The 20,299-nt window shown below is 70.9% G+C and carries 23 protein-coding genes; 11 read left to right on the forward strand and 12 right to left on the reverse strand.

Translation table 11 applies throughout. The features are described from left to right. The first annotated feature begins 51 nt into the window (after nt 1-51). Nucleotides 52-1,230, forward strand: a complete 1,179-nt coding sequence (locus BLV96_RS08055) for a hypothetical protein (protein WP_086674237.1) — start codon at nt 52-54, stop codon at nt 1,228-1,230. Here BLV96_RS08055 and BLV96_RS08060 read toward each other — a convergent pair. Together BLV96_RS08060 and BLV96_RS08065 are read right to left on the reverse strand one after the other, a co-directional pair. Next, nucleotides 1,217-2,140: a quinone oxidoreductase family protein gene (locus BLV96_RS08060; protein ID WP_086674238.1), complete on the reverse strand. Its 924-nt coding sequence runs from the start codon at nt 2,138-2,140 to the stop codon at nt 1,217-1,219. The genes BLV96_RS08055 and BLV96_RS08060 overlap by 14 nt on opposite strands. Before the next feature lie 106 nt (nt 2,141-2,246). Beyond that, nucleotides 2,247-2,624, reverse strand: coding sequence for a MerR family transcriptional regulator (locus tag BLV96_RS08065; RefSeq protein ID WP_086674239.1), 378 nt, complete (start codon nt 2,622-2,624; stop codon nt 2,247-2,249). A 566-nt stretch (nt 2,625-3,190) separates the two neighbouring features. Between BLV96_RS08065 and BLV96_RS08070 the strand changes: the two genes are divergently transcribed. Then, entirely contained in the window at nt 3,191-4,198 is a 1,008-nt protein-coding gene (locus tag BLV96_RS08070) for an ABC transporter substrate-binding protein (protein ID WP_086674240.1), read from the forward strand. 72 nt (nt 4,199-4,270) lie between these two features. Here BLV96_RS08070 and mdlC read toward each other — a convergent pair whose 3' ends face one another. From mdlC to BLV96_RS08095, 3 genes are all read right to left on the reverse strand, one after another. Beyond that, nucleotides 4,271-5,857, reverse strand: a complete 1,587-nt coding sequence (gene mdlC, locus BLV96_RS08075; RefSeq protein ID WP_086674241.1) for a benzoylformate decarboxylase — start codon at nt 5,855-5,857, stop codon at nt 4,271-4,273. Between the two features lie 523 nt (nt 5,858-6,380). Further along, nucleotides 6,381-7,550, reverse strand: coding sequence for a cytochrome P450 (locus BLV96_RS08090; RefSeq protein WP_086674242.1), 1,170 nt, complete (start codon nt 7,548-7,550; stop codon nt 6,381-6,383). Between the two features lie 6 nt (nt 7,551-7,556). Continuing rightward, a complete protein-coding gene (locus tag BLV96_RS08095; protein ID WP_086674243.1) occupies nt 7,557-8,486 on the reverse strand; it encodes a PDR/VanB family oxidoreductase in 930 nt (309 codons plus the stop codon). An 84-nt stretch (nt 8,487-8,570) separates the two neighbouring features. Between BLV96_RS08095 and BLV96_RS08100 the strand changes: the two genes are divergently transcribed. The 4 genes from BLV96_RS08100 to BLV96_RS08115 all read left to right on the forward strand — a co-directional run bounded on the left by BLV96_RS08100 (nt 8,571) and on the right by BLV96_RS08115 (nt 10,826). Then, nucleotides 8,571-9,323 carry an IclR family transcriptional regulator gene (locus tag BLV96_RS08100; RefSeq protein WP_086674244.1) on the forward strand — a complete coding sequence of 251 codons (753 nt, stop codon included), beginning with the start codon at nt 8,571-8,573 and terminating at the stop codon, nt 9,321-9,323. Nucleotides 9,324-9,421: 98 nt separating this feature from the next. Further along, complete coding sequence (locus BLV96_RS08105) at nt 9,422-10,255, forward strand: SCO6745 family protein (RefSeq protein ID WP_086674245.1); 834 nt, start codon at nt 9,422-9,424, stop codon at nt 10,253-10,255. A gap of 31 nt (nt 10,256-10,286) precedes the next feature. Continuing rightward, nucleotides 10,287-10,547 (forward strand): hypothetical protein, encoded by a 261-nt coding sequence (locus BLV96_RS08110; protein WP_086674246.1) that lies wholly within the window; start codon nt 10,287-10,289, stop codon nt 10,545-10,547. Nucleotides 10,548-10,577: 30 nt separating this feature from the next. Beyond that, nucleotides 10,578-10,826, forward strand: a complete 249-nt coding sequence (locus BLV96_RS08115) for a hypothetical protein (RefSeq protein ID WP_086674247.1) — start codon at nt 10,578-10,580, stop codon at nt 10,824-10,826. Nucleotides 10,827-10,841: 15 nt separating this feature from the next. Here the strand turns inward: BLV96_RS08115 and BLV96_RS08120 are convergent, their stop codons facing one another. Continuing rightward, nucleotides 10,842-11,180 carry an Lrp/AsnC ligand binding domain-containing protein gene (locus tag BLV96_RS08120; protein WP_208608212.1) on the reverse strand — a complete coding sequence of 113 codons (339 nt, stop codon included), beginning with the start codon at nt 11,178-11,180 and terminating at the stop codon, nt 10,842-10,844. Between BLV96_RS08120 and BLV96_RS08125 the strand changes: the two genes are divergently transcribed. Then, nucleotides 11,139-11,387, forward strand: coding sequence for a hypothetical protein (locus BLV96_RS08125; RefSeq protein WP_244180098.1), 249 nt, complete (start codon nt 11,139-11,141; stop codon nt 11,385-11,387). The two genes, BLV96_RS08120 and BLV96_RS08125, sit on opposite strands and share 42 nt — an antisense overlap. An 18-nt stretch (nt 11,388-11,405) precedes the next feature. On the opposite strand, the gene BLV96_RS08130 is transcribed toward BLV96_RS08125, so the two are convergent. The 3 genes from BLV96_RS08130 to BLV96_RS08140 form a co-directional block, all read right to left on the reverse strand. Further along, entirely contained in the window at nt 11,406-12,398 is a 993-nt protein-coding gene (locus BLV96_RS08130; RefSeq protein ID WP_086674249.1) for a HEAT repeat domain-containing protein, read from the reverse strand. After that, nucleotides 12,392-13,045, reverse strand: a complete 654-nt coding sequence (locus tag BLV96_RS08135) for a HEAT repeat domain-containing protein (protein ID WP_086674250.1) — start codon at nt 13,043-13,045, stop codon at nt 12,392-12,394. The genes BLV96_RS08130 and BLV96_RS08135 overlap by 7 nt, the downstream gene beginning before the upstream one ends. Before the next feature lie 114 nt (nt 13,046-13,159). Further along, on the reverse strand, nt 13,160-13,672 hold the full coding sequence (locus tag BLV96_RS08140; RefSeq protein WP_086674251.1) for a lytic polysaccharide monooxygenase auxiliary activity family 9 protein: 513 nt from the start codon (nt 13,670-13,672) through the stop codon (nt 13,160-13,162). A 259-nt stretch (nt 13,673-13,931) separates the two neighbouring features. On the opposite strand from BLV96_RS08140, the gene lexA reads away from it, so the two are divergent. Next, on the forward strand, nt 13,932-14,585 hold the full coding sequence (lexA, locus tag BLV96_RS08145) for a transcriptional repressor LexA (RefSeq protein WP_091388932.1): 654 nt from the start codon (nt 13,932-13,934) through the stop codon (nt 14,583-14,585). Between the two features lie 6 nt (nt 14,586-14,591). Here lexA and BLV96_RS08150 read toward each other — a convergent pair whose 3' ends face one another. Then, nucleotides 14,592-15,797, reverse strand: coding sequence for a cytochrome P450 (locus tag BLV96_RS08150; protein WP_086674252.1), 1,206 nt, complete (start codon nt 15,795-15,797; stop codon nt 14,592-14,594). Nucleotides 15,798-15,899: 102 nt separating this feature from the next. Here BLV96_RS08150 and BLV96_RS08155 point away from each other — a divergent pair, with 102 nt between their 5' ends. Beyond that, a complete protein-coding gene (locus BLV96_RS08155; RefSeq protein WP_086674253.1) occupies nt 15,900-17,342 on the forward strand; it encodes an MFS transporter in 1,443 nt (480 codons plus the stop codon). 113 nt (nt 17,343-17,455) lie between these two features. Continuing rightward, complete coding sequence (locus BLV96_RS08160) at nt 17,456-18,202, forward strand: SDR family NAD(P)-dependent oxidoreductase (RefSeq protein ID WP_086674254.1); 747 nt, start codon at nt 17,456-17,458, stop codon at nt 18,200-18,202. Between the two features lie 150 nt (nt 18,203-18,352). On the opposite strand, the gene BLV96_RS08165 is transcribed toward BLV96_RS08160, so the two are convergent. Continuing rightward, nucleotides 18,353-18,604 carry a DUF4287 domain-containing protein gene (locus BLV96_RS08165; RefSeq protein WP_086674255.1) on the reverse strand — a complete coding sequence of 84 codons (252 nt, stop codon included), beginning with the start codon at nt 18,602-18,604 and terminating at the stop codon, nt 18,353-18,355. A 77-nt stretch (nt 18,605-18,681) separates the two neighbouring features. Next, nucleotides 18,682-19,464 carry a class I SAM-dependent methyltransferase gene (locus tag BLV96_RS08170; RefSeq protein ID WP_086674256.1) on the reverse strand — a complete coding sequence of 261 codons (783 nt, stop codon included), beginning with the start codon at nt 19,462-19,464 and terminating at the stop codon, nt 18,682-18,684. 77 nt (nt 19,465-19,541) lie between these two features. Between BLV96_RS08170 and BLV96_RS08175 the strand changes: the two genes are divergently transcribed. Continuing rightward, nucleotides 19,542-20,141: a TetR/AcrR family transcriptional regulator gene (locus BLV96_RS08175; protein WP_086674257.1), complete on the forward strand. Its 600-nt coding sequence runs from the start codon at nt 19,542-19,544 to the stop codon at nt 20,139-20,141. Nucleotides 20,142-20,299 lie beyond the last annotated feature (158 nt).

Raw genomic sequence — 20,299 nt, forward strand, 5'->3', positions numbered from 1 at the left:
GCCGGCCGGGCCGAGCGAACGCGGACCGGAACCGCCGGGGATCATCTGTCCATGCCGACCTCCTCGCCCCGGGCTCGGGTCCAGCGGACCGAACGCTGGTTCCTGCGGCGCGGGACCCCGACGATGATCGCCGGGTACGGCTTCGCCGAGCACGTCCTGCCCCGGATGCTGCCCGCTCTCGCCTTCGTCATGCTTGCCAGCCTCGCGTGGCTCGTCCCGCTGAAGACCGCCGGCTCGGGGCGGTGGGTGCTGCTCGGCGTCGTCGTCGCCGTGACGATCGCCGCCTGGGTGACGATCTCGCTGTTCGTGCGGCGTCTCCCCCGCTTCTCGCGGCCCGCGACCATCGCCATCCTGGCCGCCTACGCCGTGATGCCGATCGCCGTGCCGCTGCTGCAGCTCGCCGTCGACGGGGACATCACCCTGCCGGGTGCCCGCGCGCTGGGCGTTCTCGCGTTCCTCGTGTTCTTCGCCGCCGTCTTCGCGGCCACCTACCTCGCCACCACCTACGGCTTCGGCACGCTGCTGCGCCAAGCCATCCGGCAGGCGATCACCGACCTCCGCAACAGCGTCCAGGTGCTCGGCCGGGCGCTGCCGGTGCTGTTGTTCGTCACCCTGTTCCTCTTCTTCACCGGCGAGCTGTGGCAGCTGATGAACCAGCTCGCCTGGTGGCGCCTCGCCCTGGTCGTCGCCCTCTTCGGCGCGGTCACGGTCCTGGCCGCGGCCGCTCGCCTGCGCGAGGAGATCGGCCGCGTCGAACAGGACTTCAGTCCGCCGATGCTGACCGCCGCGTGCGCCGGCACGCCGCTGGCCGCCGTCACCATCGACGCACCCGTCCGCGCGGTCAGCCTCAACGGGCGGCAGAAGCGCAACCTGCTGCTCATGCTCGCCACCCGCCAGCTCGTCCAAGCCGCGGTCATCGGCCTCGCCCTGTTCGCCTTCTTCGTCCTGCTCGGCGTGATCATCGTGACGCCGGCCGCGGCCGAGCAGTGGATCGGCGCGAAGCCGGCGATCTCGCCGCTGCTGCCCGGCGTTCCGGTCGCCCTGCTGCGCAACGCCACCCTGCTCGCCGGGTTCGGCAGCATGTACTTCGCGGTCACGTCGATGAGCGACACCGAGCACCGCAAGCAGTTCTTCGCGCCGATCATCGACGAGATCGAACGCACCCTGGCGGTCCGCGCCGTCTACCTCTCCCTCCACGAGGACCCCGGCGCGCGGCTCAAGTCACCTTGATGACGACCTTGCCCGCGGGGTGTCCGTTCTCGACCGTCGCGAGCGCGGCCGGGGCATCGGACAACGGGTGGACCGCGGTGATCACCGGGGCGAGCACCCCGTCGAGCGCCAGCCGGGCGGCACGCTCCAGGTTGGCGCGGTCGAGGCGCCGCTCGACAGACCGGCCACCGACTTCGGTCACCGACGGGTCCCCCACGGCGATGACGGTGTGCGGCTCGCGCGCCAGCGGGGCGACCGCCCGCACGGACGCGCCACCGACCAGGTCGACGATCCCGTCGAAGCCGCCCGGAACCAGGTCACGAGCCGCGGCGACGACGTCCTCGGCGGTGTAGTCCAGGAACCGCGCCCCGGCGGCTTCGGCGTGCTCGCGCTTGGCCGCACTGCCGGTGCCGAGCACCCGCAACCCGCGCGCGGCGGCCAAGCGGGCGACCGCGAGGCCGACCCCGCCGCCGACTCCGTTGACCAGGATCGTGGCGCCGGCCGGCAGGCCGAGCTGGTCGAGCGCGTCCACCGCGGTCGTCCCCGCGACCGGCAGCGTCGCCGCCGCGGTGGCCGACAGGCCCGCCGGGACGCGAGCGGTGTTCGGGGCCGAGAGCAGCGTCGTCTCGGCGTAGGTGCCGCCGCCGGTGAGCGCGAAGCCGAAGACCGCGTCGCCGACGTCGAGCCCGTCGACGTCCTCTCCCAGCGCGAGCACGGTCCCCGCGGCCTCCATGCCGAGCACGCGGGGGAACGGACGCCCGCCGTCGAGCCCGGGGACCAGGCCCGCGCGCAGGAGGTGGTCGAGGGGGTTGACCCCGGCGACGTCGACCCGGATCAGCACCTCGCCGGCCGCGGGGGCGGGATCGGGGCGATCGAAGAACTCCTGCACCTCGGGTCCGCCGTGCCGGCCGAAACCCCATGCCTGTCCCATTTTCCGCTGCCTCCCGGGTGACCGGCCCGGCGTTTCCGGGCCCCGCGGCCATCTTCACCGTTCACACCGGTGTCAGGGGCAACCCGCTGAGGCACGGGTCACAGCGTCAGGCAGGCCCGGCCACCAGCTCCTCCTGGTGCCGCCGGTTGGCCGCCATCACGACGTCGAGTGCGTTCCGCGCCGCCATCAGACGGGCGATGTCGGCGTCGATCCGATCGCGCTCGCGCGCCATCGTCGCGAACGCCGATTCGACGACGTCCGGGTCGCCCGGGGTCTCGACGCACGGCAGCACGGCCGCGATCACCCGGCTGGACATCCCCGCGTCGAACAGCTGCCGGATGAGCGACACGCGCTCGACTTCGGCGTCGGAATAGTGCCGCTGCCCGGCTTCGGAACGCACGCTGGTCAGCAGGCCCTGAGCTTCGTAGTAACGCAGCGAGCGCGAACTCACGCCCGTGCGCTTGGCCAGTTCGCCGATTCTCATACCTTCGAGGCTAGGCGGGGCGGCCTCCTCGGTGGAAGAGGCCGCCCCTGGGTGTCCACTCTCGACCTAGTCCGAACCGTCAACGCACCGGAATCGAGCGAACGCCGATACCTTAGTCATGCCCCGAGATCCGCTGCCAGGGCCCGTCGATCGGCCGGCCATTCTGCGACGGGCAAGCCTCAGGTGTCACTTCCTTGCTCATGATCGACGATTTCGACGCGGCGATTCCTGTGCGATCACAACAGAATTCGGGACATCCCAAGGGAACACCTCGTGCGGATCACTCCACACGGGACGCTCGTCCTCACAGCTTTCTTCCCGTATTCCGGATCTTGATCTGACGCTCGGTGAGCGATTACGGCGTGTGGAGCAGCGGACTTAGACCATAGGCCGGGAGAGTGACGCAGATCACTCTGATGATTGATGATCCCACCCGTTGTGAGCGAACAGTCACCGCCTCTACAGTGGCCCGCGTGATTCCACCGAATGAGTCACACACCTCCCTTGGCGTCGGTCTGCCGATTGCCACATCCTCCACCTAGGAGCAGGTCTTGCTTGGAAATGCCATGAGCCGTCGCCGGGTTCGCACTCGCCGCGCCGCGCTCGGGCTCGCCTTCACCGTCGCCGCCGTCACCGCCCTCAGCGGCTGCAGCGCGCTCGGTTCTGACAGCTCGGACGGCGCATCGAACGGCGGCGGCAACCTCGAGAAGCCGAAGATCAAGGTCGCGATCTTGCCCACGGTCGACACCGCGCCGCTGTGGCTGGCGCAAGACGCCGGCTACTTCAAGGCCGAAGGCCTGGAGGTGGAGGCCATCGTGGCCGCGAGCGGCCAGGCGGCGATGACGAAAGCGGTTTCCGGCGAAACCGACATCTCGATCTCGAGCTACATGCCTTTCTTCGTCGCGAAAGCCACTGGTGCGGCGGACCTCCAGCTGGTCGCGGACGCGACCTCGGTCAGCCCGAAGTCGGTCGCGATCGTCACGGTGCCGAACTCGCCGGTGAAGACGGTCACCGACCTGGGCAACAAGCGGATCGCGATGACGGCCAAGAACACGGCGAGCGACCTGCTGGCCAAGTCCCTGATGAAGGACCACGGCGTCGACATCAACAAGGTGACCTGGGTCCAGATGCCCTTCCCGAACGTCGGGGCGGCCCTGCAGTCGGGTCAGGTCGACGCGGCCCTGCTGCCCGAGCCCTTCCTCACGCAGACGGCGAAAACCGCCGGCGCCATCCCGGTGATCGACGTCAACACCGGTGCCACGCAGGACTTCCCGCTGTCGGGCTACGGCTCGACCCGCAAGTGGGTGCAGGCGAACCCGAAGACCCTCGCGGCCTTCCAGCGCGCCCTGCAGAAGGCCACCAGTGAAATGAACAAGGACCGGTCCAAGATCGAGCCGCTGCTGGTCAAGTACGCGAAGATCGACGAAGACTCCGCCAAGCTGCTCGGCCTGCCCAGCTTCGGCGTCAAGCTCGACCCGCGGCGCATCCAGCGCGTGCCCGATCTGATGCTGCAGATGGGCGCGATCACCTCGCCGGTGGACGCCACGCAGATGATCGCCCCGCAGACCGACTAATTCTTGTAGTCCGGACTTCGTCCGGGGTGCGGTCCACTGTGGACCGCACCCCGGACGAAGTCGTTTGCGGACTCAGTAAGGCGATTCCTCCGCCGAGATCACGCGGACGTGCACCAGCGTCGGGCGCGAGTCCTGGAGAGCCGCGGTGAGACCGGGGACCAGGCCCGACGGTTCCGAGATCGTCACGCCCTGACAGCCCATGCTCGACGCCAGCGCCGCGAAGTCGATGCCACCGAGCTCGGTGCCGGGCAGCTTGCCACCGCCGATCGAGTCGCCGAAGAGGCGGACCGCCGCGTACTGCGAGTTGTCGAGGATCACGATGGTCACCGGCAGGTTGTGCTTCGCCGCGGTCCACAGTGCCTGGATGCCGTACATGCTCGACCCGTCGCCGATCACCCCGACGACCTGGCGATCCGGCCGCGCGAGCGCCGCGCCGACCACGGCCGGCACGCCGTAGCCGAGGGAGCCGCTGCCCGTGGTCAGGAAGCCGGTGTCGGTCGAGGTGATCGGGAAGTGGTCGTGCAGGGCGCCGCGGTGGCTGGGTGCCTCCTCGACGACGATGGCGTTGTCCGGCAACAGGTTCGCGAGGGTCGAGTAGGCGTACTCCGCGGTGAGTGCGTCGCCGGCCGGCTTCGCGGGCCGCGCGAGCGGCGCCGGAGCGGGACGCGTGGTCTCGCCGACCGCGTCGAGCAGGGCGCGAACGCCCAGTTTGGACGTCGCCCGGATGCCGGTGCCTTCGAAGGCACGCGCGAGGAGCTGCTCGTCGTCGCTCATGATGAACAGCGGCGGCAGCGGGGTTTCCCCGCGCCCGCGGTCGACGTGGTAGGTGAACGCGGGCGCACCGAGCACGAGGACGAGGTCGTGCGCGGCGAGCTTGTCGGCGACCACGCCGCGTTCCGGGTCCAGGAACCCTTGGAACAGCGGGTGGTTCTCGGGGAACGAGCTGCGGAACGACATCGGCGCGACCCACACGCCGGCGTTGAGCCGTTCGGCCAGCGCGACGGTCTCCCCGACGGCGCGATCCTGGTCGACCGCTCCCCCGACGACGATCGCCGGCCGTTCGGCGGCGGCGAGAGCGGCGGCGAGTTCGCCGATGGACTCGGGATCCGGTGCGTAGCCCCGGATCCGGGGCCGGGAGATGATGGGCCGCTCGGTGGTCGCGGTCCAGTCATCGGCGGGAACGGAGACGAAGACGGGACCGGTCGGCGCCTGCGTCGCGACGTGGTAGGCCCGCGCCAGCGCGGCGGGGACGTCCTCGGCGGTGGCGGGCTCGATCGACCACTTCACGTAGGGCTTGGGGAAACCCGGCGCGTCGACGGCGCCGAGGAAGGGATCGTGCGGCAGGAGCGACCGGGTCTGCTGTCCCGCGACGACGATCAGCGGAGTCCGGTTGCGGTAGGCGTTGAAGAGGTTGCCGAGCCCGTGCCCGACCCCGCCGGCGGAGTGCAGGTTCACCAGGACGGCCTCGCGAGTGGCTTGGGCATAGCCATCGGCCATCGCCACGACGGCGGCCTCCTGCAAGCCGAGGACGTAGGTGAAGTCGTCCGGCCAATCGGTCAGGAAGGGGACTTCGGTGGTGCCGGGGTTGCCGAAAATCGTGGTGAGGCCGAGTTCGCGGAGCAATTCGCGAGTGGCGTCCAGAACCGTGCGCTTGATCATGCCGACAGACTAACGTTTAGCTTCGCGAAGGAAATCCCCCAAAGGGCCGCCTGGACACGCCGAAACCCGGCAACCCTTCACGCGCCGGACTTGTAGTCCGCGTCCATCGAAGCCAGGACCTTCTCCGGGGTCGACTGCTTGCTGAACACCTCCTGAATCCCGGTGAGCATCGTCTGCCGGGCCTTCGGGGTTCGGCCACAGCTGGTCCATGAACGGGACCGTCCTGTTCTGGCCGATGTACGTCGACAGCTCGGTCAGCGACGGGTCCGGTTTGAACCCCGTGTCCGGCAGCGCCGGGAGGCTGCCCTAGGCCGACATCGTCGCGATGGGCGTGTTGACCGCGCTCAGCGAAGCGGGCTGTCCGTTCCCGAAGCATTCTCCCTCGCCGACTACGACAACACGAGTTTCGCCACTCTTGGCCCGATTTCGCTGACCAGGTCGGCCCGGCCGGCGGCCCAGATCAAGCTGTCGCCCAAGCTGGTCCCCCGGCGCACCACGGCGGCCCCGCGCTGACTTCGCGGGCTCAGCCCGACACGCTGACCGGCAGCGACTTCCACGCCCGCAGGGTGTTGTTGAGGTGCCGTTCGGGCACGCCGGCCGGCTCGATCTTGCGGACCCGCGAGACGAGGGCACTGAGCAAAGCTTCCGCCTCCAGCCGGGCCACGTGCTGGCCGACGCACTGGTGCAGTCCCATGCCGAAGCCGACGTGGCCGGAGGGGTCGCGGGTGATGTCGAACGCGGCCGGGTCGGCCCAGCGGCGGGGATCGCGGTTGGCCGCGGCCAGGAACATCAGGATCTTGCGGCCTGCGGGCACGAGCACGTCGCCGATGCGCACGTCCGCGGTCGTCGTGCGGAAGAACGTCTGGACCGGGGACTCCCAGCGCACCGCCTCGTCGAAAGCCACCCGGGCGAGAGCCGGGTTGTCACGGAGGCGCTGCCACTGGTCCGGGTGCGTGGCGAAGGCGTGCAGCAGCGCGGAAAGCGCGTGCACGGTGGTGTCGACGCCGGCGGTCAGCAGCGACCGCACGATCAGCGGTGCCTGCTCCGGCGTGATGTCGCCGCGGTCGGCCGCGGCCCAGATGTCGGCGCCGAACCCCTCTGGGGCAAGCACTTCGCGCCGGCACCGGCTGCCGACCCAGTCCGACAGCTCCGCCACCCGGGGCGCACCCCGGGCGACGAGGTCGTTGTCCGCGCCGAAGGCGTTGAACGCGTGGTCGCCGTACGGCAGCAGGTTTTCCCGGCCCTCGGCCGGAAGCCCGACGGCGTCGGGGAACACTCGCAGCGGGAACACGTGCGCCAAGTCGGCGGCGGCGTCGAACCGCGGGCCGCGGGCCAGCACCTGGTCGACGAGTTCTTCCGCGTCGACCGTCCACTGTGTACGCAGCCGCCGGAGCGCGCGCGGACCGAGCACCTTGCTCAGCACGCGGCGAGGCGCGTCGTGGCGGGGTGGGTCGGCCTCCAGCAGCAGGCTCGGCGGCCGCCACGGCTTCCCGGTCCGGAAGTTCGTCAAGCCGACGCCGGCCGCGGACTGGAACCGTTGCCAGTCGGTGAGCGCGGCGTGCACCTGCTCGTACCGGGCGACGGCGTAGACGTCGTAGCGAGGCAAGTACACGGCCGGGCCGGCGTCGCGGAGCTCGGCGTGCAGCGGCAGCGGGTTCTCCAGGACGGCGTGGCTGAACGGATCGATGGTCATGGCACCTCACAAGTCCAGGACGAGCCGGTCGGACAGTGAGCGGGACACGCAGACGAACATGCGGTCGGCGGCCGCGCGTTCGTGGTCCTCGAGGATCGCGTCCCGGTGCTCGGGACGTCCCGCGAGCACCGCGGTTTCGCACGTGCCGCAGGTGCCCTGGCGGCAGGAGGACAGGACCTCGACGCCGGCTTCGGCGACCGCGTCGAGCACGCTGGCCGACGGCGGCACGGTCACGCGGAGTCCACTTCGGACCAGTTCGACCTCGAACGGCGTGCTGCGCGCCGGTTCTCCCGCGTCGGCGACGAACCGTTCGGTGCGCAAGGTGTACGGCGGCCACGGCGCGCAGACGCGCTCGATCGCGTCCAGCAGCGGCGCGGGGCCGCAGGCGTAGATCTTCACGTCCGGCCGCGGTTCGCCGAGGAACCCGGCGAGGTCGAGCAGGCCGTGCTCGTCCTGCGGCCGGACCAGGACGCGGTCGCCGTGGGCTTCGAGGTCGTCGAGGAACGCCATCGACGCGCGGTGCCGCCCGCCGTACAACAGCCGCCACCGCGCGCCGAGCAGCTCGGCCTGGTGCACCATCGGCAGCAGCGGCGTGATCCCGATGCCGCCGGCGACGAACAGGTACTCCGGCGACGGCACCAGCGGGAAGTTGTTCCGCGGCCCGCCCACGCCGACCTCGTCGCCGACGTCCAGCTCGTCGTGCACGTACGCCGAGCCGCCCCGGCCGCCGGGCTCGCGCAGGACCCCGATCCGGTAGTGCCCGGAGTCCCAGCGATCCCCGCAGAGCGAGTACTGCCGGGTCAGCCCGGTAGGCAGGACGAGGTCGAGGTGCGAGCCGGGCGTCCAGTCCTTCACCCGGCCGCCGCCGGCCAGCTCGAGGGTCACCACGCCGTCGGCCACCACGGTCTTGCGGCGGACCCGCAGGGGAGCGTTCATCGGACGACCATCACCGGTCCTCGTGCCTTCCACGAAACGAACTCTCAATGGACGAGAGAAGCCGCGGCGGCGATACTCGGCTCCATGGCCCGGGCCCCCACCGGCGAGTCGTCCATCGCCCGCGCGGCGCGGATCATCGCCGCCTTCACCGCCGGCGAGACCTCGCTGACCGTCACCGAGATCGCCCGGCGCACCGGCCTGCACATCGCCACCGCGTCCCGGCTGATCGCCGAGCTGACCACGCACGGCCTGCTCGCCCGCGGCCCCGTGCGCGAGGTCCGCGTCGGCGTCCGGCTGTGGGAGCTCGCCGCCCGGGCCTCCCCCACGACGTCGCTGCGGGACGCGGCGATGCCGTACCTGGAGGACCTGCACGCGGTCGTCGGCCACCACGCCCAGCTCAGCGTCCTGGACGGCGACGACGTCCTGTTCGTGGAACGGCTGTCGGCCCGCGACGCGGTGATCAACTACTCCCAGATCGCCGGCCGGCTGCCGGTGCACCTGTCCTCGAGCGGGCACGTGCTGCTGGCCTACGCGCCGGCCGAGGCCCGCGAGCGCGTGCTGCGGCGGCCGATGCGGCGCAGCACCGCGGCGACGATCACGACCCCGGACGGGCTGGAGCGGGCGTGGGCGGCCGTCCGACGGCAGGGCTACGCGCTGCTGCCCGGACACGTCCACGAGGACGCGACCGGCATCGCGGTCCCGGTCCGCGACGCGCTCAACGACGTCGTCGCCGCGCTCTCGATCATCGTCCCCAACGACGACCACGCCCACGCCGGGATCCCCGCCCTGCTGGCGGCGGCCCGGGGCGTCACCCGGACGCTGTCCGGCCGCCGCTGAAATTCCGCCGGCCCGGGCTGTCGGATCCGGTGCCGGCCGTTCGTGGAGTGGGTGAGCGGCCGCCACGACGGCACACCGCCAGAACCGCAGGAGACGAGATGTCGCACCCGGAACCCGTAGCCCGCCGCATGTACGACCTGGTCGAGCCGATCGGCCTGGTGCCCTACTTCGCCGACGAGTCGGACGAGGCCCTGATGGCGCTGGGCCTGCGCAACCCGTGGGACGCCTACTTCGCCGGACGGGCCGCGCCGCTCGGCCGCGACGTGCCGGCCGACGTCGTCCACGCGATCTTCTACAACTTCGCCCCCGGCGAGGTGGCCCGGCACGTCCCGCGCGTCTGGGACCTGACCACGCCCGAAGCGGCGCTGGCGGCTCGCGAACGGGGCTGCGTCGCGGGGATGCGGCGAATCCTCGGCGACCTCGCCGACGACCCCGCCGTCACGCGCGTCGGTGACCTCCTGCTGAAGGCGGCGACGAGCGCACCGGTGGAGGGACGGCCCCTGTACGCCGCTTTGCGCGCGCTTCCGGTGCCGCAGGAGCCCGTCGCCCGGCTGTGGCACGCGGCGACGCTGCTGCGCGAGCACCGCGGTGACGGCCACACCGTCGCGCTGCTGACCGAGGGTATCGGCGGGACGGAGGCTCACGTGCTCCACGCGTTGTCGATCGACCTGCCGGCCGAGAAGTTCGGCCGCGTGTGGCACCTTCCGGCGGCGCAGCTGACGGCGGTCATCGACGGCATGCGCGCCCGCGGTCTCGTCGGAACCGACGGCTGGCTGACGGCCGCCGGCCGGGCCACGAAAGAGCGCGTCGAGGCCACGACCGATCGCCTCGCGGAGGCGCCGTACGACGCGTTGAGTCCCGAGGAGCTCGGCTGTCTGATCGCCGGCCTCGCGCCGATCTCGGCTGCCTTCCGGGCGGTTTTCCCGCTGTAGCGGTCAGGCACCACTACAAGATGATAGGGCTATGGATCTCGGACTAGCATGGACCTGGAACAGCGAGCTGAAGACCTCCGACATCGTCGCCGCTGTGGCTATCGTGCTTGCAACCACCACGGCGACCTTCGCCTACCGCCAGCTACGAATCGCCAAAGTCAACATCGAGAACGTGCGGAAACAGTTGGCCGAGACCGCTCGAACAAACAGAGCAAGATTCTTGTTCGACATCCTTAAGTGGTACCTCGACGACAAGTCTCTGCGAGACATGTTCTATCGCCTCGACTACTGAAAGTGGAAATTTGACGCGTTCAACTTCCCGTTGAGCGAAGACGAGCCCGCCATCGATCACTTGCTGTTCGTGTACGACCTCATCGGCTACTACACCGAAACCGGCGTCATCGAAGAAGGAGAGCTTCCCATCATCAGGTTCGAGGCCAGCAGGGTCCTTCACAACAAACAAATGGTCAAGTACCTGACCTGGCTCGACAGCGAGTATGCAGCCGTCGGAATCACCGGCCCGGCCTACGCCCATGCGCGCAAGCTGGCCGAAAGGGTGAACCACGGATAAGCGGAGGCCGGCCGGCTACAGCGGCAGCGGCCGGTCGGTCACCACGAACTTCATGACCAAGGTCGAGGTCAGCCGTTGCACGCCGGGGAGCGTTGCCAAGCTCTCGTCGTAGAGTTCCTGGAACGCCGTCTGGTCGCGAGCCACCACACGCAGCAGGTAATCCGGGTCGCCGAACAGGCGTTGCGCCTGCAGGACGTGCGGGACCTCGGCGACCGCGCTCTCGAACGCGTCGATGCTGGGACGGTCGGCCGGGCTGCGGTACCGGACCGTGGTGCCCGCGGTGGCACCGGCACCAGCGGGCTGAACCCGAAGGTGTTCCTGCTGTTCCTCGCCCTGCTGCCGCAGTTCGCCCACGCCGGCGGGGCATGGCCGGTGACCGCGCAGATCGTCGTGCTCGGTTTGGTGCACACCACCAGCTGCCCGGCCGTCTACACCGGGGTCGGCACCGGCGCCCGGACGGTCCTGCGGGCACGGCCCGCCGCAGCCCGGGTGGTCAGCCGCGTATCGGGCGCCGCGATGGTCGGGATCGGCGCGCTGCTGATCGTCGAGCAACTGGTCTGACGCGTGTCAGGGCGGTGGTCACCGGAGGGAAACGAGGGCGGCGGCGACGCGGGCGACGGTCGGGTCGTCGTCGTGGGCCAGTTGCCGCAGGACGTCGTCTGCGAGGGGCGCCGGCAGCTCGGCCAGCGCCTGGGTCAGGCGGATCCGCACCGCCGGGTCCCGGGTGCCCGCCAGCTCGCCGGTGAGCGCGCTCAGCACTTCGTCCGCGCGCCCGTGGCCGGTGGCCAGCGAGCTCAGGACCTCGGCCGCCTCGACGTCGTTGGTCCCCTCGACCACCATGCCGGCGAGGACGGGCACGGCCGCGCTCCCGCCCCGGCCGCCCGCGGCCAGCGCGGCGGGCCGGCGCACCGCCGGGTCCGGGTCGCCGAGCGCGTCCACGAGGGCCGCGGTCGCCTCGTCGCCCGGCAGCTCGGCGATCGCCAGCACCGCGCGCCGCCGGATGCCGGCTTCGGGCGAGCGCAGGCCGGCGGCCAGGCTCGCCACGCCGTCGCCGCCGGCCCGGGCGAGCGCCCACCGGAGCGCGCCGGCGACGTTCGGGTCGGACTCGGCCAGGAGCGCTTTGGCCAGGACGTCGGCGGGCACCGGGCCGTCCTCGGCCGGCGCGAGGACGGCCTGCTGCCGGTGTGCCGGATGGGGTGAGTCGAGCCCGTGCAGCAGTTCGACGACGCGCAGGACGTCGGGCCAGCCGTCGGGCGCCGAGGCGTCGATGGCCCGGAGCCGTTCGAGCAGCTCCTGCTCCCGCTTCAGCCGGTCTTCCGTCCGCCGGATCAGGTCACCGACCAGAACGGACGGTGGGAAGTCCGCGTCCGCCAGGGCGATGCCGATCTGCCGCAGCGACAACCCGAGGGACCGCAGGCCTTCCACGTGGAAGATCCGGCGGATGTCCTCTTCGGAGTATTCGCGGTAGCCGCCGACGGTGCGGCCGGTCGGCCGCACCAGCCCGAGGGAGTCGTAGTGCCGCAGCATCCGCGTGCTCACCCCGGACCGGCGGGCCACCTCGCCGATCAGCACGCGCGCTCCGGGCCGAGTGCCGCGACCCGCTTCGCCTGGTCGACGGCCAGGTCGAACCCGGCGTCCGGGTCGTGCAGGAGCTGCTCCGTGGCGCGGGCGTGCGCACGCACCGCCGGGTCGGCGGCGGCCAGGGCCGCCCGCAGGACCGGCTCGATCACGTCCCCGAGCGCGGCCAGGGCCCGGCTGAGGCTCAGGCGCGTGTCCCGGTCGCCGCGACCGAGCTGGGCGGCCAGCAACGCCGCCAGCTCCTCGCGGTCGCCGTCGGGCACGAGGATGACCGCGGCACGCCAGGCGCTGCGCTTGACCTCCTCATCGGCGTCGTCGAGCAGCGCCGGCGTGATCGCGGGCCACGCGGCCCGGTCGCCGATCTTCGACAGCGTGTGCAGCGCCTGGCTCCTGGCCTGCGCGTGCTCCGACCGGACCTCCACGAGCAGCAGCGGGACCACGGTCGCGGCGGGCAGGCGGGTCAAGGCCCAGGTGAGCATGTCGCGCACGAAGAAGTCCGGCTCGACCGCGCACCGGCCGACGAGCGCGTCGGCGAGCCCGGGGTCGGCGTGCGTGCCGGCGGCGAGCGCGGCTTCCAGGCGGGTGGACGAGTCGCCGGCGGCGAGCGCGGCGAGCAGGCGCGGGTCCGAGTTGTGGTTCATCGCGAGTACCTCCTGCCGCCAGTGAAGACCTTGTCACTGTGTCAAGGTCAAGCGGCGGCCGCACCACGAGAACCGGCCACCCGGGAGCCGCGCGCTCCCGGGTGGCCGGAGACCTCAGCTCACCTGCAGGTCGATGCAGCTGTAGAACGCGTTCGTCGTGTCCGCGATGTTCCACACCGCCAGCACGGTCTGGCGTCCCGTGTGGTTGCCCAGGTTCACCTGGTGCGACACGGTCTGCGGCGGCTGCTGGTTGTTGCCGCTGATCTCGGCGACCTTGTCGTTGCCGATCCAGTACTGGTAGTTCGCCGTGCTGTGGCGCGCGGTGAAGGTCCACGTGAACGTCGCCGTGCGGCCGACCGGGGAAGCCTTCCAGCCCTTGCTGTTGTCGTTCAGCTCGGCGAACTGGGAATTACCGCCGTTGCAGGACTTCAGGCCCTTCGGACCTTCGACGCTCTGGGGCTCGTACTTGATGTTTCCGCAGGCCACCGTGCCCTGTGCGCACTGGGCCTGGCGGCTCGCGGGGGAGTTGACGTAGCCGTGCGCGCTCGCGATGCCGGCGGGGCTCACCACCACCAGGACCGGTGCCAGGAGTGCACCCGCCGCGGCCGCGACCAGTTTGCGGTTCATACCAGCTCCTTCGGGGACAGGCTCGTTCCCCGGGTACGACGAACTCGCGGCGGGGATGCCCACCGCGCCCGGGAAAGGGGTTCGAGCGAAGGAAAATTGTGGTCTAGACCATACGTCGAATCGGACACCAGGTCAACAGATGGCAAAGTTGAGGTTCATGTTGGTAAGACGCCAACTGTCACCCGATGTTCCGGTCAGCGGGACTTGCCGAGGCGACCAGGCCGCACCGCGCACCGGCCCTGCCTCTAGGATTCCGCCGGTGACCACCTACGACGACACGTTCGAGCACCTCGACGCCTCGGCCCTGCCGGAGCGGCAGCAGAAGATCCTGGTCGTGATCCGCGACTGGGTGGTCCGCCACGGCTACTCCCCCAGCACCCGCGAGATCGGCGAGGCCGTCGGCCTGCAGTCGACGTCGTCGGTGTCGAAGCACCTGGCGAGCCTGGAGGACAAGGGTTTCCTGCGTCGCGGGGCCACGGTGTCGCGCCCGATGGACGTGCGCGCGTTCCTGCAGGGCAGCGCACCCGCCGAGGACGCCGACTCCGTGCCCGTCCCGGTCGTCGGCGACATCGCCGCCGGCACGCCGATCTCGGCTGTCGAGCACGTCGACGACGTCCTCAAGCTGCCCCGCGACCTCACCGGGCGCGGCACCGTCTTCGGCCTGCGCGTGCGCGGCGACTCGATGATCGACGCGGCCATCTGCGACGGCGACATCGTCGTGGTGAAGCAGCAGACCGAGGCCCACTCCGGCCAGATCGTCGCGGCGATGCTCGACGAGGAGGCGACGGTCAAGGTGTACCGCCGCCGCGACGGCCACGTGTACCTCGAGCCCCGCAACCCCGCCTACGCCGTCATCGACGGCGACCGGGCGGCGATCCTGGGCGTGGTCGTCTCGGTGCTGCGGAGCGTCTGACCCGCTTCACCAGGTCACCGGCAGCTCGTAGACGCCGTACACCGACCCGTCGTGCTTGAACGGGACGCGCTCGACCTCGGTCGCCAGCGCCAGCGTCGGGATCCGGCGGTACAGCGTGCTGTAGACGACCTGCAGTTCGAGCCGGGCCAGCGGCTGGCCGAGGCACTGGTGGACGCCGAAGCCGAACGCGACGTGCCGGTGCGCGTCGCGGGTGAGGTCGAGCCGGTCGCCGTCGGGGAAGACCGCCGGGTCGCGGTTGGCGACGTCGTTGGCCATGATCAGGCCCTCGCCCGCGCGGATGGTCTCCCCGGCGATTTCGATGTCCTCGAGCGCGAGGCGGCGACGGCCGTTGTGCGTGATGTTCAGGTACCGCAGCAGTTCCTCGACCGCCGACGCGACCAGGGCCGGGTCGTCGGACTCCCGCAGCAGCGCCAGCTGGTCCGGGTGCTCCAGCAGGGCCAGGGTGCCGAGCGCGATCATGTTCGCCGTCGTCTCGTGCCCGGCGATGAGCAGCAGCACGCCCATCTGCGCCGCCTCGGTCCGGGACAGCTCCCCCGCGTGGACGCGGGTGGCGAGGCCGGACAGCAGGTCGTCGGCGGGCGCCGCCAGCTTCTCCCCCATCAGCCGGTCGAGGTAGCCGACGAGCGCCTGGTGCCCGGCCGCGCGCTCCTCGGGCTTCGCGTCGCGGCGGATGATGAGCTTGCTGTTCTCCTGGAAGAAGTCGTGGTCGGCGTACGGGACGCCGAGCAGCTCGCAGATCACCAGTGACGGCACCGGCAGCGCGAACGCCTCGACGAGGTCGACCGGCTTCGGGCCGGCCAGCAGCCGGTCGAGCTGCTCGTCGACGATCTGCTGCACGGCGGGGCGCAGCGCGGCCGTGCGCCGGATCGTGAACGGCGCGGTGACCATCTTGCGCAGCCGCGCGTGTTCCGGGTTGTCCATCAGGATGAAGCTGATGCCGGTGCCGCCCTTGGGCAGCGGCGCCGGGCTCGGGTAGCCGGGCCGGGTGACGTCGGCGCTCACGCGGGGATCGGCCAGCAGCGACCGCTGCTCGGCGTAGCGCGTCACGAGCCACGGCGTGCTGCCGTCCCACAGCCGGACGCGCGCGAGCGGTGCCTCCGCCTGCAGCACGCGGGCCGCGGGCGGCGGGTCGAACGGGCAACCGGCGGCGCGCGTCATCGGGAACTCGGGGATTTCGGCGGTGCTCGTCATCGTTCCTCCGCGGTGGCCGTCAGTTCGTGATCAGTCAACCGAAGACTGCTACGCTAAGTCAAGCGACTGATTTAATTCGGACATCCCCACGGAGGACTCCTCGTGCCCGACCCATCCACGCCCGCAAGAGAGGCGTCGCCGCGCGCGAACCTCGTCGTCGGGGTCCTCGCGCTCGCGGGCATCACCGTCTCGCTGATGCAGACGCTGGTCATCCCGCTGATCCCCGCCCTGCCCGGGCTGCTGCACGCCTCCGCGTCCGACGCCACCTGGGCGATCACCGCCACCCTGCTCGCGGGCGCGGTCGCGACGCCGACCATGGGCCGGCTCGGCGACATGTACGGCAAGCGGCGAATGCTGCTGGTCAGCCTCGGCGCGCTCGTCGTGGGCTCGGCCATCGGGGCGCTGTCCGACACGCTCGTGCCGATGGTCGCCGGCCGGACGCTGCAGGGCCTGGCCGCCGGCGTCATCCCGCTCGGCATCAGCATCATGCGCGACGAGCTGCCCGCCGAACGGCTCGGTTCGGCCACGGCGCTGATGAGCGCGTCGCTCGGCGTCGGCGGCGCGCTCGGCCTGCCCGCGGCGGCGCTGCTGGCCGAGAACGCCGACTGGCACGTGCTCTTCTGGACCGCGGCCGGCCTCGGCCTGGTCGTCACCGCGCTGGTCGTCGCGCTCGTGCCGGAGTCGCCGGTGCGCACCGGCGGCCGGTTCGACGTCCTCGGCGCGGTCGGGCTGTCGGTCGCCCTGGTGTGCTTGCTGCTGGCCATTTCGAAGGGCGCCGACTGGGGCTGGGGCAGCGGCGCCACGCTCGGGCTGGTCGCGGCGGCGGTCGTCGTCCTGCTGCTGTGGGGCCGGTGGGAGCTGCGCACGCCGCGGCCGCTGGTCGACCTGCGGACGAGCGCGCGGCGCCAGGTCCTGCTGACGAACATCGCCTCGGCGGTGTTCGGCTTCGCGATGTTCGCGATGTCGCTGGTGCTCCCCCAGCTGCTGCAGCTGCCGGCGGCCACCGGATACGGCCTCGGGAAGTCGATGCTGGTGGTGGGCCTGGTGATGGCGCCGTCGGGGCTGGTGATGATGGCGCTGGCGCCGGTGTCCGCGCGGATCACGGCCACGCGCGGCCCGAAGACGACGCTGATGCTCGGCGCGGTGGTCGTCGCCGCCGGGTACGCGCTCGGCATCGTGCTGATGAGCGCGACCTGGCACCTGGTGCTGGTGTCGAGCATCATCGGCGCCGGCATCGGGCTCGCCTACGGCGCGATGCCGTCGCTGGTGATGGGCGCGGTGCCGGTGTCGGAGACCGCGGCGGCGAACAGCCTCAACACGCTGATGCGCTCGATCGGGACGTCGGTGTCCAGCGCGACGGCCGGGTTGATCCTCGCGCGGCTGACCATCCGGTTCGGACCGGTGGAACTGCCGTCGCAGAACGGGTTCCGGCTCGTGCTGGGCATGGGCTCGGCCGCGGCGCTCATCGCGCTGGCCGTCGCCGCCTTCCTGCCGCGGCGCTCGCCGGTGGCGGCAAGTCCGGAACCCGTCGCGGCCGGCCGCTGACCATCGCCCGGACGGGCGGTTCGCGCGCGGTGCGCGTCCGGTCAGCGCCGCGCGCGAACGTTCGGGTCAGCGCCGAGCCACGACGGCCCGGCACCGACCCGGAGGAGCCGGACATGACGAAGAACGCTTTGGTGACGGGGGCTTCGCGCGGGATCGGCCGCGCGATCGCGCTGCGGCTGGCCGCCGACGGCGCCGTGGTCGCGGTGCACCACGGCGGCAACGAGGTCGCGGCCAAGGAGACGGTGGCCCTGATCGAGGCGGCCGGCGGCCAGGCGTTCCCGGTGTACGCCCGGTTCGGCTCGGACGGCGCCGTCGACCGGCTGGCCGACGCGGTCACCTCGGCGTTCGACGGCCTGGACGTGCTGGTCAGCAACGCGGGCATCGGTTCGCACAGCCGCATCGGCGAGGTGACCGAGGAGGAACTGGACCGGCTGCTGGCGATCAACGTCAAGACGCCGATGCTGCTGATCCAGCGGCTGCTGCCGGCGCTGAACGACGGCGGCCGGGTCATCACGGTGGGTTCGATGGCGTCGCGGATCGCGGTGCAGAGCCAGATCGCTTACACGGTGAGCAAAGCGGCGGTCGAGGCGCTCGCGCCGACGCTGGCCAACGAGCTGGGGCACCGCGGGATCACGGTCAACACGGTCGCGCCGGGGCCGATCCGGACCGACTTGACCGAGCAGCTGCTGGCGATCCCCGAGGCGGCGGCCGGACTGACCGCGATGACGGCGCTGGGCCGGATCGGCGAGCCGGAGGACGTGGCGGGGGTGGTCGGGTTCTTGGCGGGACCGGACGGGCGGTGGATCACCGGCCGGACGCTCGACGTTTCGGGTGGGACGTATTTGGGGCCGATCGGGTAAGGCGGGGGCGGCCGGGGTGCGCGGTGGATGGCTCGGCGGCAAGCCGCCTCCTTGTTGGCCGAGGTCGGGGTCGGGCGGCCACTCGGGCGGTTCGGTGGCAAGGCGCCCGCTTGCTGGTTGAAGCCGGGCCGGCGGCGCGATCGTGGCCCGTCAGGAGCGGGCGGCCACCCCGTCGAGGTGCAGCACTCCCTCGGTGTGGTGCGCGGCGACGAACTCGGGCCCCTTGGTCACCAAGCGGGCGATCGCCGTCGCGTGGCCGTGGCCGAGGCTGTGCTCGGTCTTCAGCCACGCGACCACGTCGCCGTGCTTCGTGAGGTTCTTCTCCGCCGCGAGGTCGAGGAAGGCGCGCGGGGTGATGCCGGTCTGCTGCTCGGCGTTGTCGAGGTAGGCCTGAAAAGACATAGGTGACTCCCAGTTCGAACCGAAGCTTCTTCGGCATCTTGTGCTTGGCACCAAGATGTCACCGACAACTTTTCTTGTCAAGCCTTCGAGGCAGCCACTGCTAACGTCGTGTACGACAGCGTGAAACCACCACCGAGAGCGTCGATGGCCGCACCGACCCCGGCGAGGACGTCGGCCAGCGCGTCCGGCGGAAGGCGAGTCAGGCCGCCGGTCGTCGGCAGGAGGTCGAGCCACTCGTCGCGGGTGTAGGTCCGTTCCCACGCGAACGACCACCGCTCGGGCGCACCGAAGCCACCCGAGTCCCGGATGCCGTCGGCGAACTTGGCGAACATGACGTCGTAGAGCTCGGCAGCGGTCCTCGACTCCCCCGCGAACGGCGAGTCGGGCAGCACTCGCCGGATGCCGGCGGCGAGGGCGTCCGCGACCGGGGCCGGCGGCTGGAACACGTGCGCGAACACGGCAAGCAGGCCGCCGGGCCGCAGCACGCCGGCCGCCTTGACCGCACCGGCGACGGGGTCGACCCAGTGCCAGGCCTGCCCCGCGACGACAGCGTCGAAGGTCCGCCCCGCACTGTCCCAATCCTCGAACTTCGCGACCTCGACGTCGACACCGGTGTCGCGAGCGAACGCGGCCATCCGCGGATCGGGATCGACACCGAGCACCCGACAGCCGGCGGCCCGGAACTGCCGAGCCTCGATCCCGGTGCCACAACCGACGTCCAGGAAGTCATGACCAGGGCTTTCGGCGACAACGCGAGCAACGAGTTCAGCGGGATACTCAGGCCGTGCGCGGTCATAGCGCACGGCGTCGACACCAAAGGATTCAGCGAAGTGACGGGCTTCATGAGGCTGAGTGGGCATGCGCCCAGTCTAATGGGCAAGCGCCCACTAGGACAACCGCCCGAGCGTTCGCGCCGGGCGTAACGGAGAATGAAGCCATGCCGACCGGGGTCCACTTGCGCGACGTACGCACGCAGCTGTTCCAGGCAGCGGAGCGAGTCTTGCTCCGCGAGGGCCCGAACGCCCTGACAAGCCGAGCGGTGACGGCGGAAGCAGACGTGGCAAAAGGCGTACTACACCGCCACTTCACAGACTTCGACGAGTTCCTGGCAGAGCTGGTGAAGGAGCGAATAGCCCGCCTGACAGACCAGTCAGCGATCCTGGAGGCCTCAGCAGGCACCCAAACAGTGACGTCAAACCTGACGGACGCGCTGACCGAGCTGTTCGACCCGGTCTCAATAGCCCTGACAAGCCTGATCTTCTTCCGCGACGAGCTGAGGACACGCCTACGCAGCCAAGGAGACGACCTCCCGTTCCTGACCGAGGCAAGGGAGATGCTGTCGACCTACCTCAAGGCAGAGCGAGCGCAAGGCCGCATAGCAGCAGACGCAAACGTGGATTCCCTTGCCCTGTCCCTGATCGGAGCAAGCCACCTACTGTTCGCAGGCCGCAAGAAGCACACACTCCCAGACCCAGCAGAGCTCGAAAAACTGGTGAGCACAGTGACAGCAGACGCAGTACAACGAAGACTTCTTTAGAAGTCCACTAAGGACAAACAGCCAGCCGGAAAGAGAACCGGACCACAAGCGGGGGTCCGGGGGCTTGCCCCCGGCGGGGGTGTGGGGGCTCGGCCCCCACAAGACACAGAATGAGAGAGCCCCCGTTCGCGTGTTCCGCGAACAGGGGCTCCCCCGAT

Origin of the sequence: Amycolatopsis pretoriensis, assembly GCF_900107925.1 — a bacterium.
Classification (GTDB): domain Bacteria; phylum Actinomycetota; class Actinomycetes; order Mycobacteriales; family Pseudonocardiaceae; genus Amycolatopsis; species Amycolatopsis pretoriensis.

Coding starts and splice junctions, on each gene's coding strand:
- BLV96_RS08170 (WP_086674256.1), bottom strand. CDS start 19,464: ATGCCCACTCAGCCTCATGAAGCCCGTCACTTCGCTGAATCCTTTGGT.
- BLV96_RS08110 (WP_086674246.1), top strand. CDS start 10,287: ATGGATCTCGGACTAGCATGGACCTGGAACAGCGAGCTGAAGACCTCC.
- BLV96_RS08060 (WP_086674238.1), bottom strand. CDS start 2,140: ATGGGACAGGCATGGGGTTTCGGCCGGCACGGCGGACCCGAGGTGCAG.
- BLV96_RS08140 (WP_086674251.1), bottom strand. CDS start 13,672: ATGAACCGCAAACTGGTCGCGGCCGCGGCGGGTGCACTCCTGGCACCG.
- BLV96_RS08165 (WP_086674255.1), bottom strand. CDS start 18,604: ATGTCTTTTCAGGCCTACCTCGACAACGCCGAGCAGCAGACCGGCATC.
- BLV96_RS08065 (WP_086674239.1), bottom strand. CDS start 2,624: ATGAGAATCGGCGAACTGGCCAAGCGCACGGGCGTGAGTTCGCGCTCG.
- BLV96_RS08100 (WP_086674244.1), top strand. CDS start 8,571: ATGGCCCGGGCCCCCACCGGCGAGTCGTCCATCGCCCGCGCGGCGCGG.
- BLV96_RS08105 (WP_086674245.1), top strand. CDS start 9,422: ATGTCGCACCCGGAACCCGTAGCCCGCCGCATGTACGACCTGGTCGAG.
- BLV96_RS08160 (WP_086674254.1), top strand. CDS start 17,456: ATGACGAAGAACGCTTTGGTGACGGGGGCTTCGCGCGGGATCGGCCGC.
- BLV96_RS08095 (WP_086674243.1), bottom strand. CDS start 8,486: ATGAACGCTCCCCTGCGGGTCCGCCGCAAGACCGTGGTGGCCGACGGC.
- BLV96_RS08055 (WP_086674237.1), top strand. CDS start 52: ATGCCGACCTCCTCGCCCCGGGCTCGGGTCCAGCGGACCGAACGCTGG.
- mdlC (WP_086674241.1), bottom strand. CDS start 5,857: ATGATCAAGCGCACGGTTCTGGACGCCACTCGCGAATTGCTCCGCGAA.
- BLV96_RS08135 (WP_086674250.1), bottom strand. CDS start 13,045: ATGAACCACAACTCGGACCCGCGCCTGCTCGCCGCGCTCGCCGCCGGC.
- BLV96_RS08175 (WP_086674257.1), top strand. CDS start 19,542: ATGCCGACCGGGGTCCACTTGCGCGACGTACGCACGCAGCTGTTCCAG.
- BLV96_RS08070 (WP_086674240.1), top strand. CDS start 3,191: ATGAGCCGTCGCCGGGTTCGCACTCGCCGCGCCGCGCTCGGGCTCGCC.
- BLV96_RS08150 (WP_086674252.1), bottom strand. CDS start 15,797: ATGACGAGCACCGCCGAAATCCCCGAGTTCCCGATGACGCGCGCCGCC.
- BLV96_RS08090 (WP_086674242.1), bottom strand. CDS start 7,550: ATGACCATCGATCCGTTCAGCCACGCCGTCCTGGAGAACCCGCTGCCG.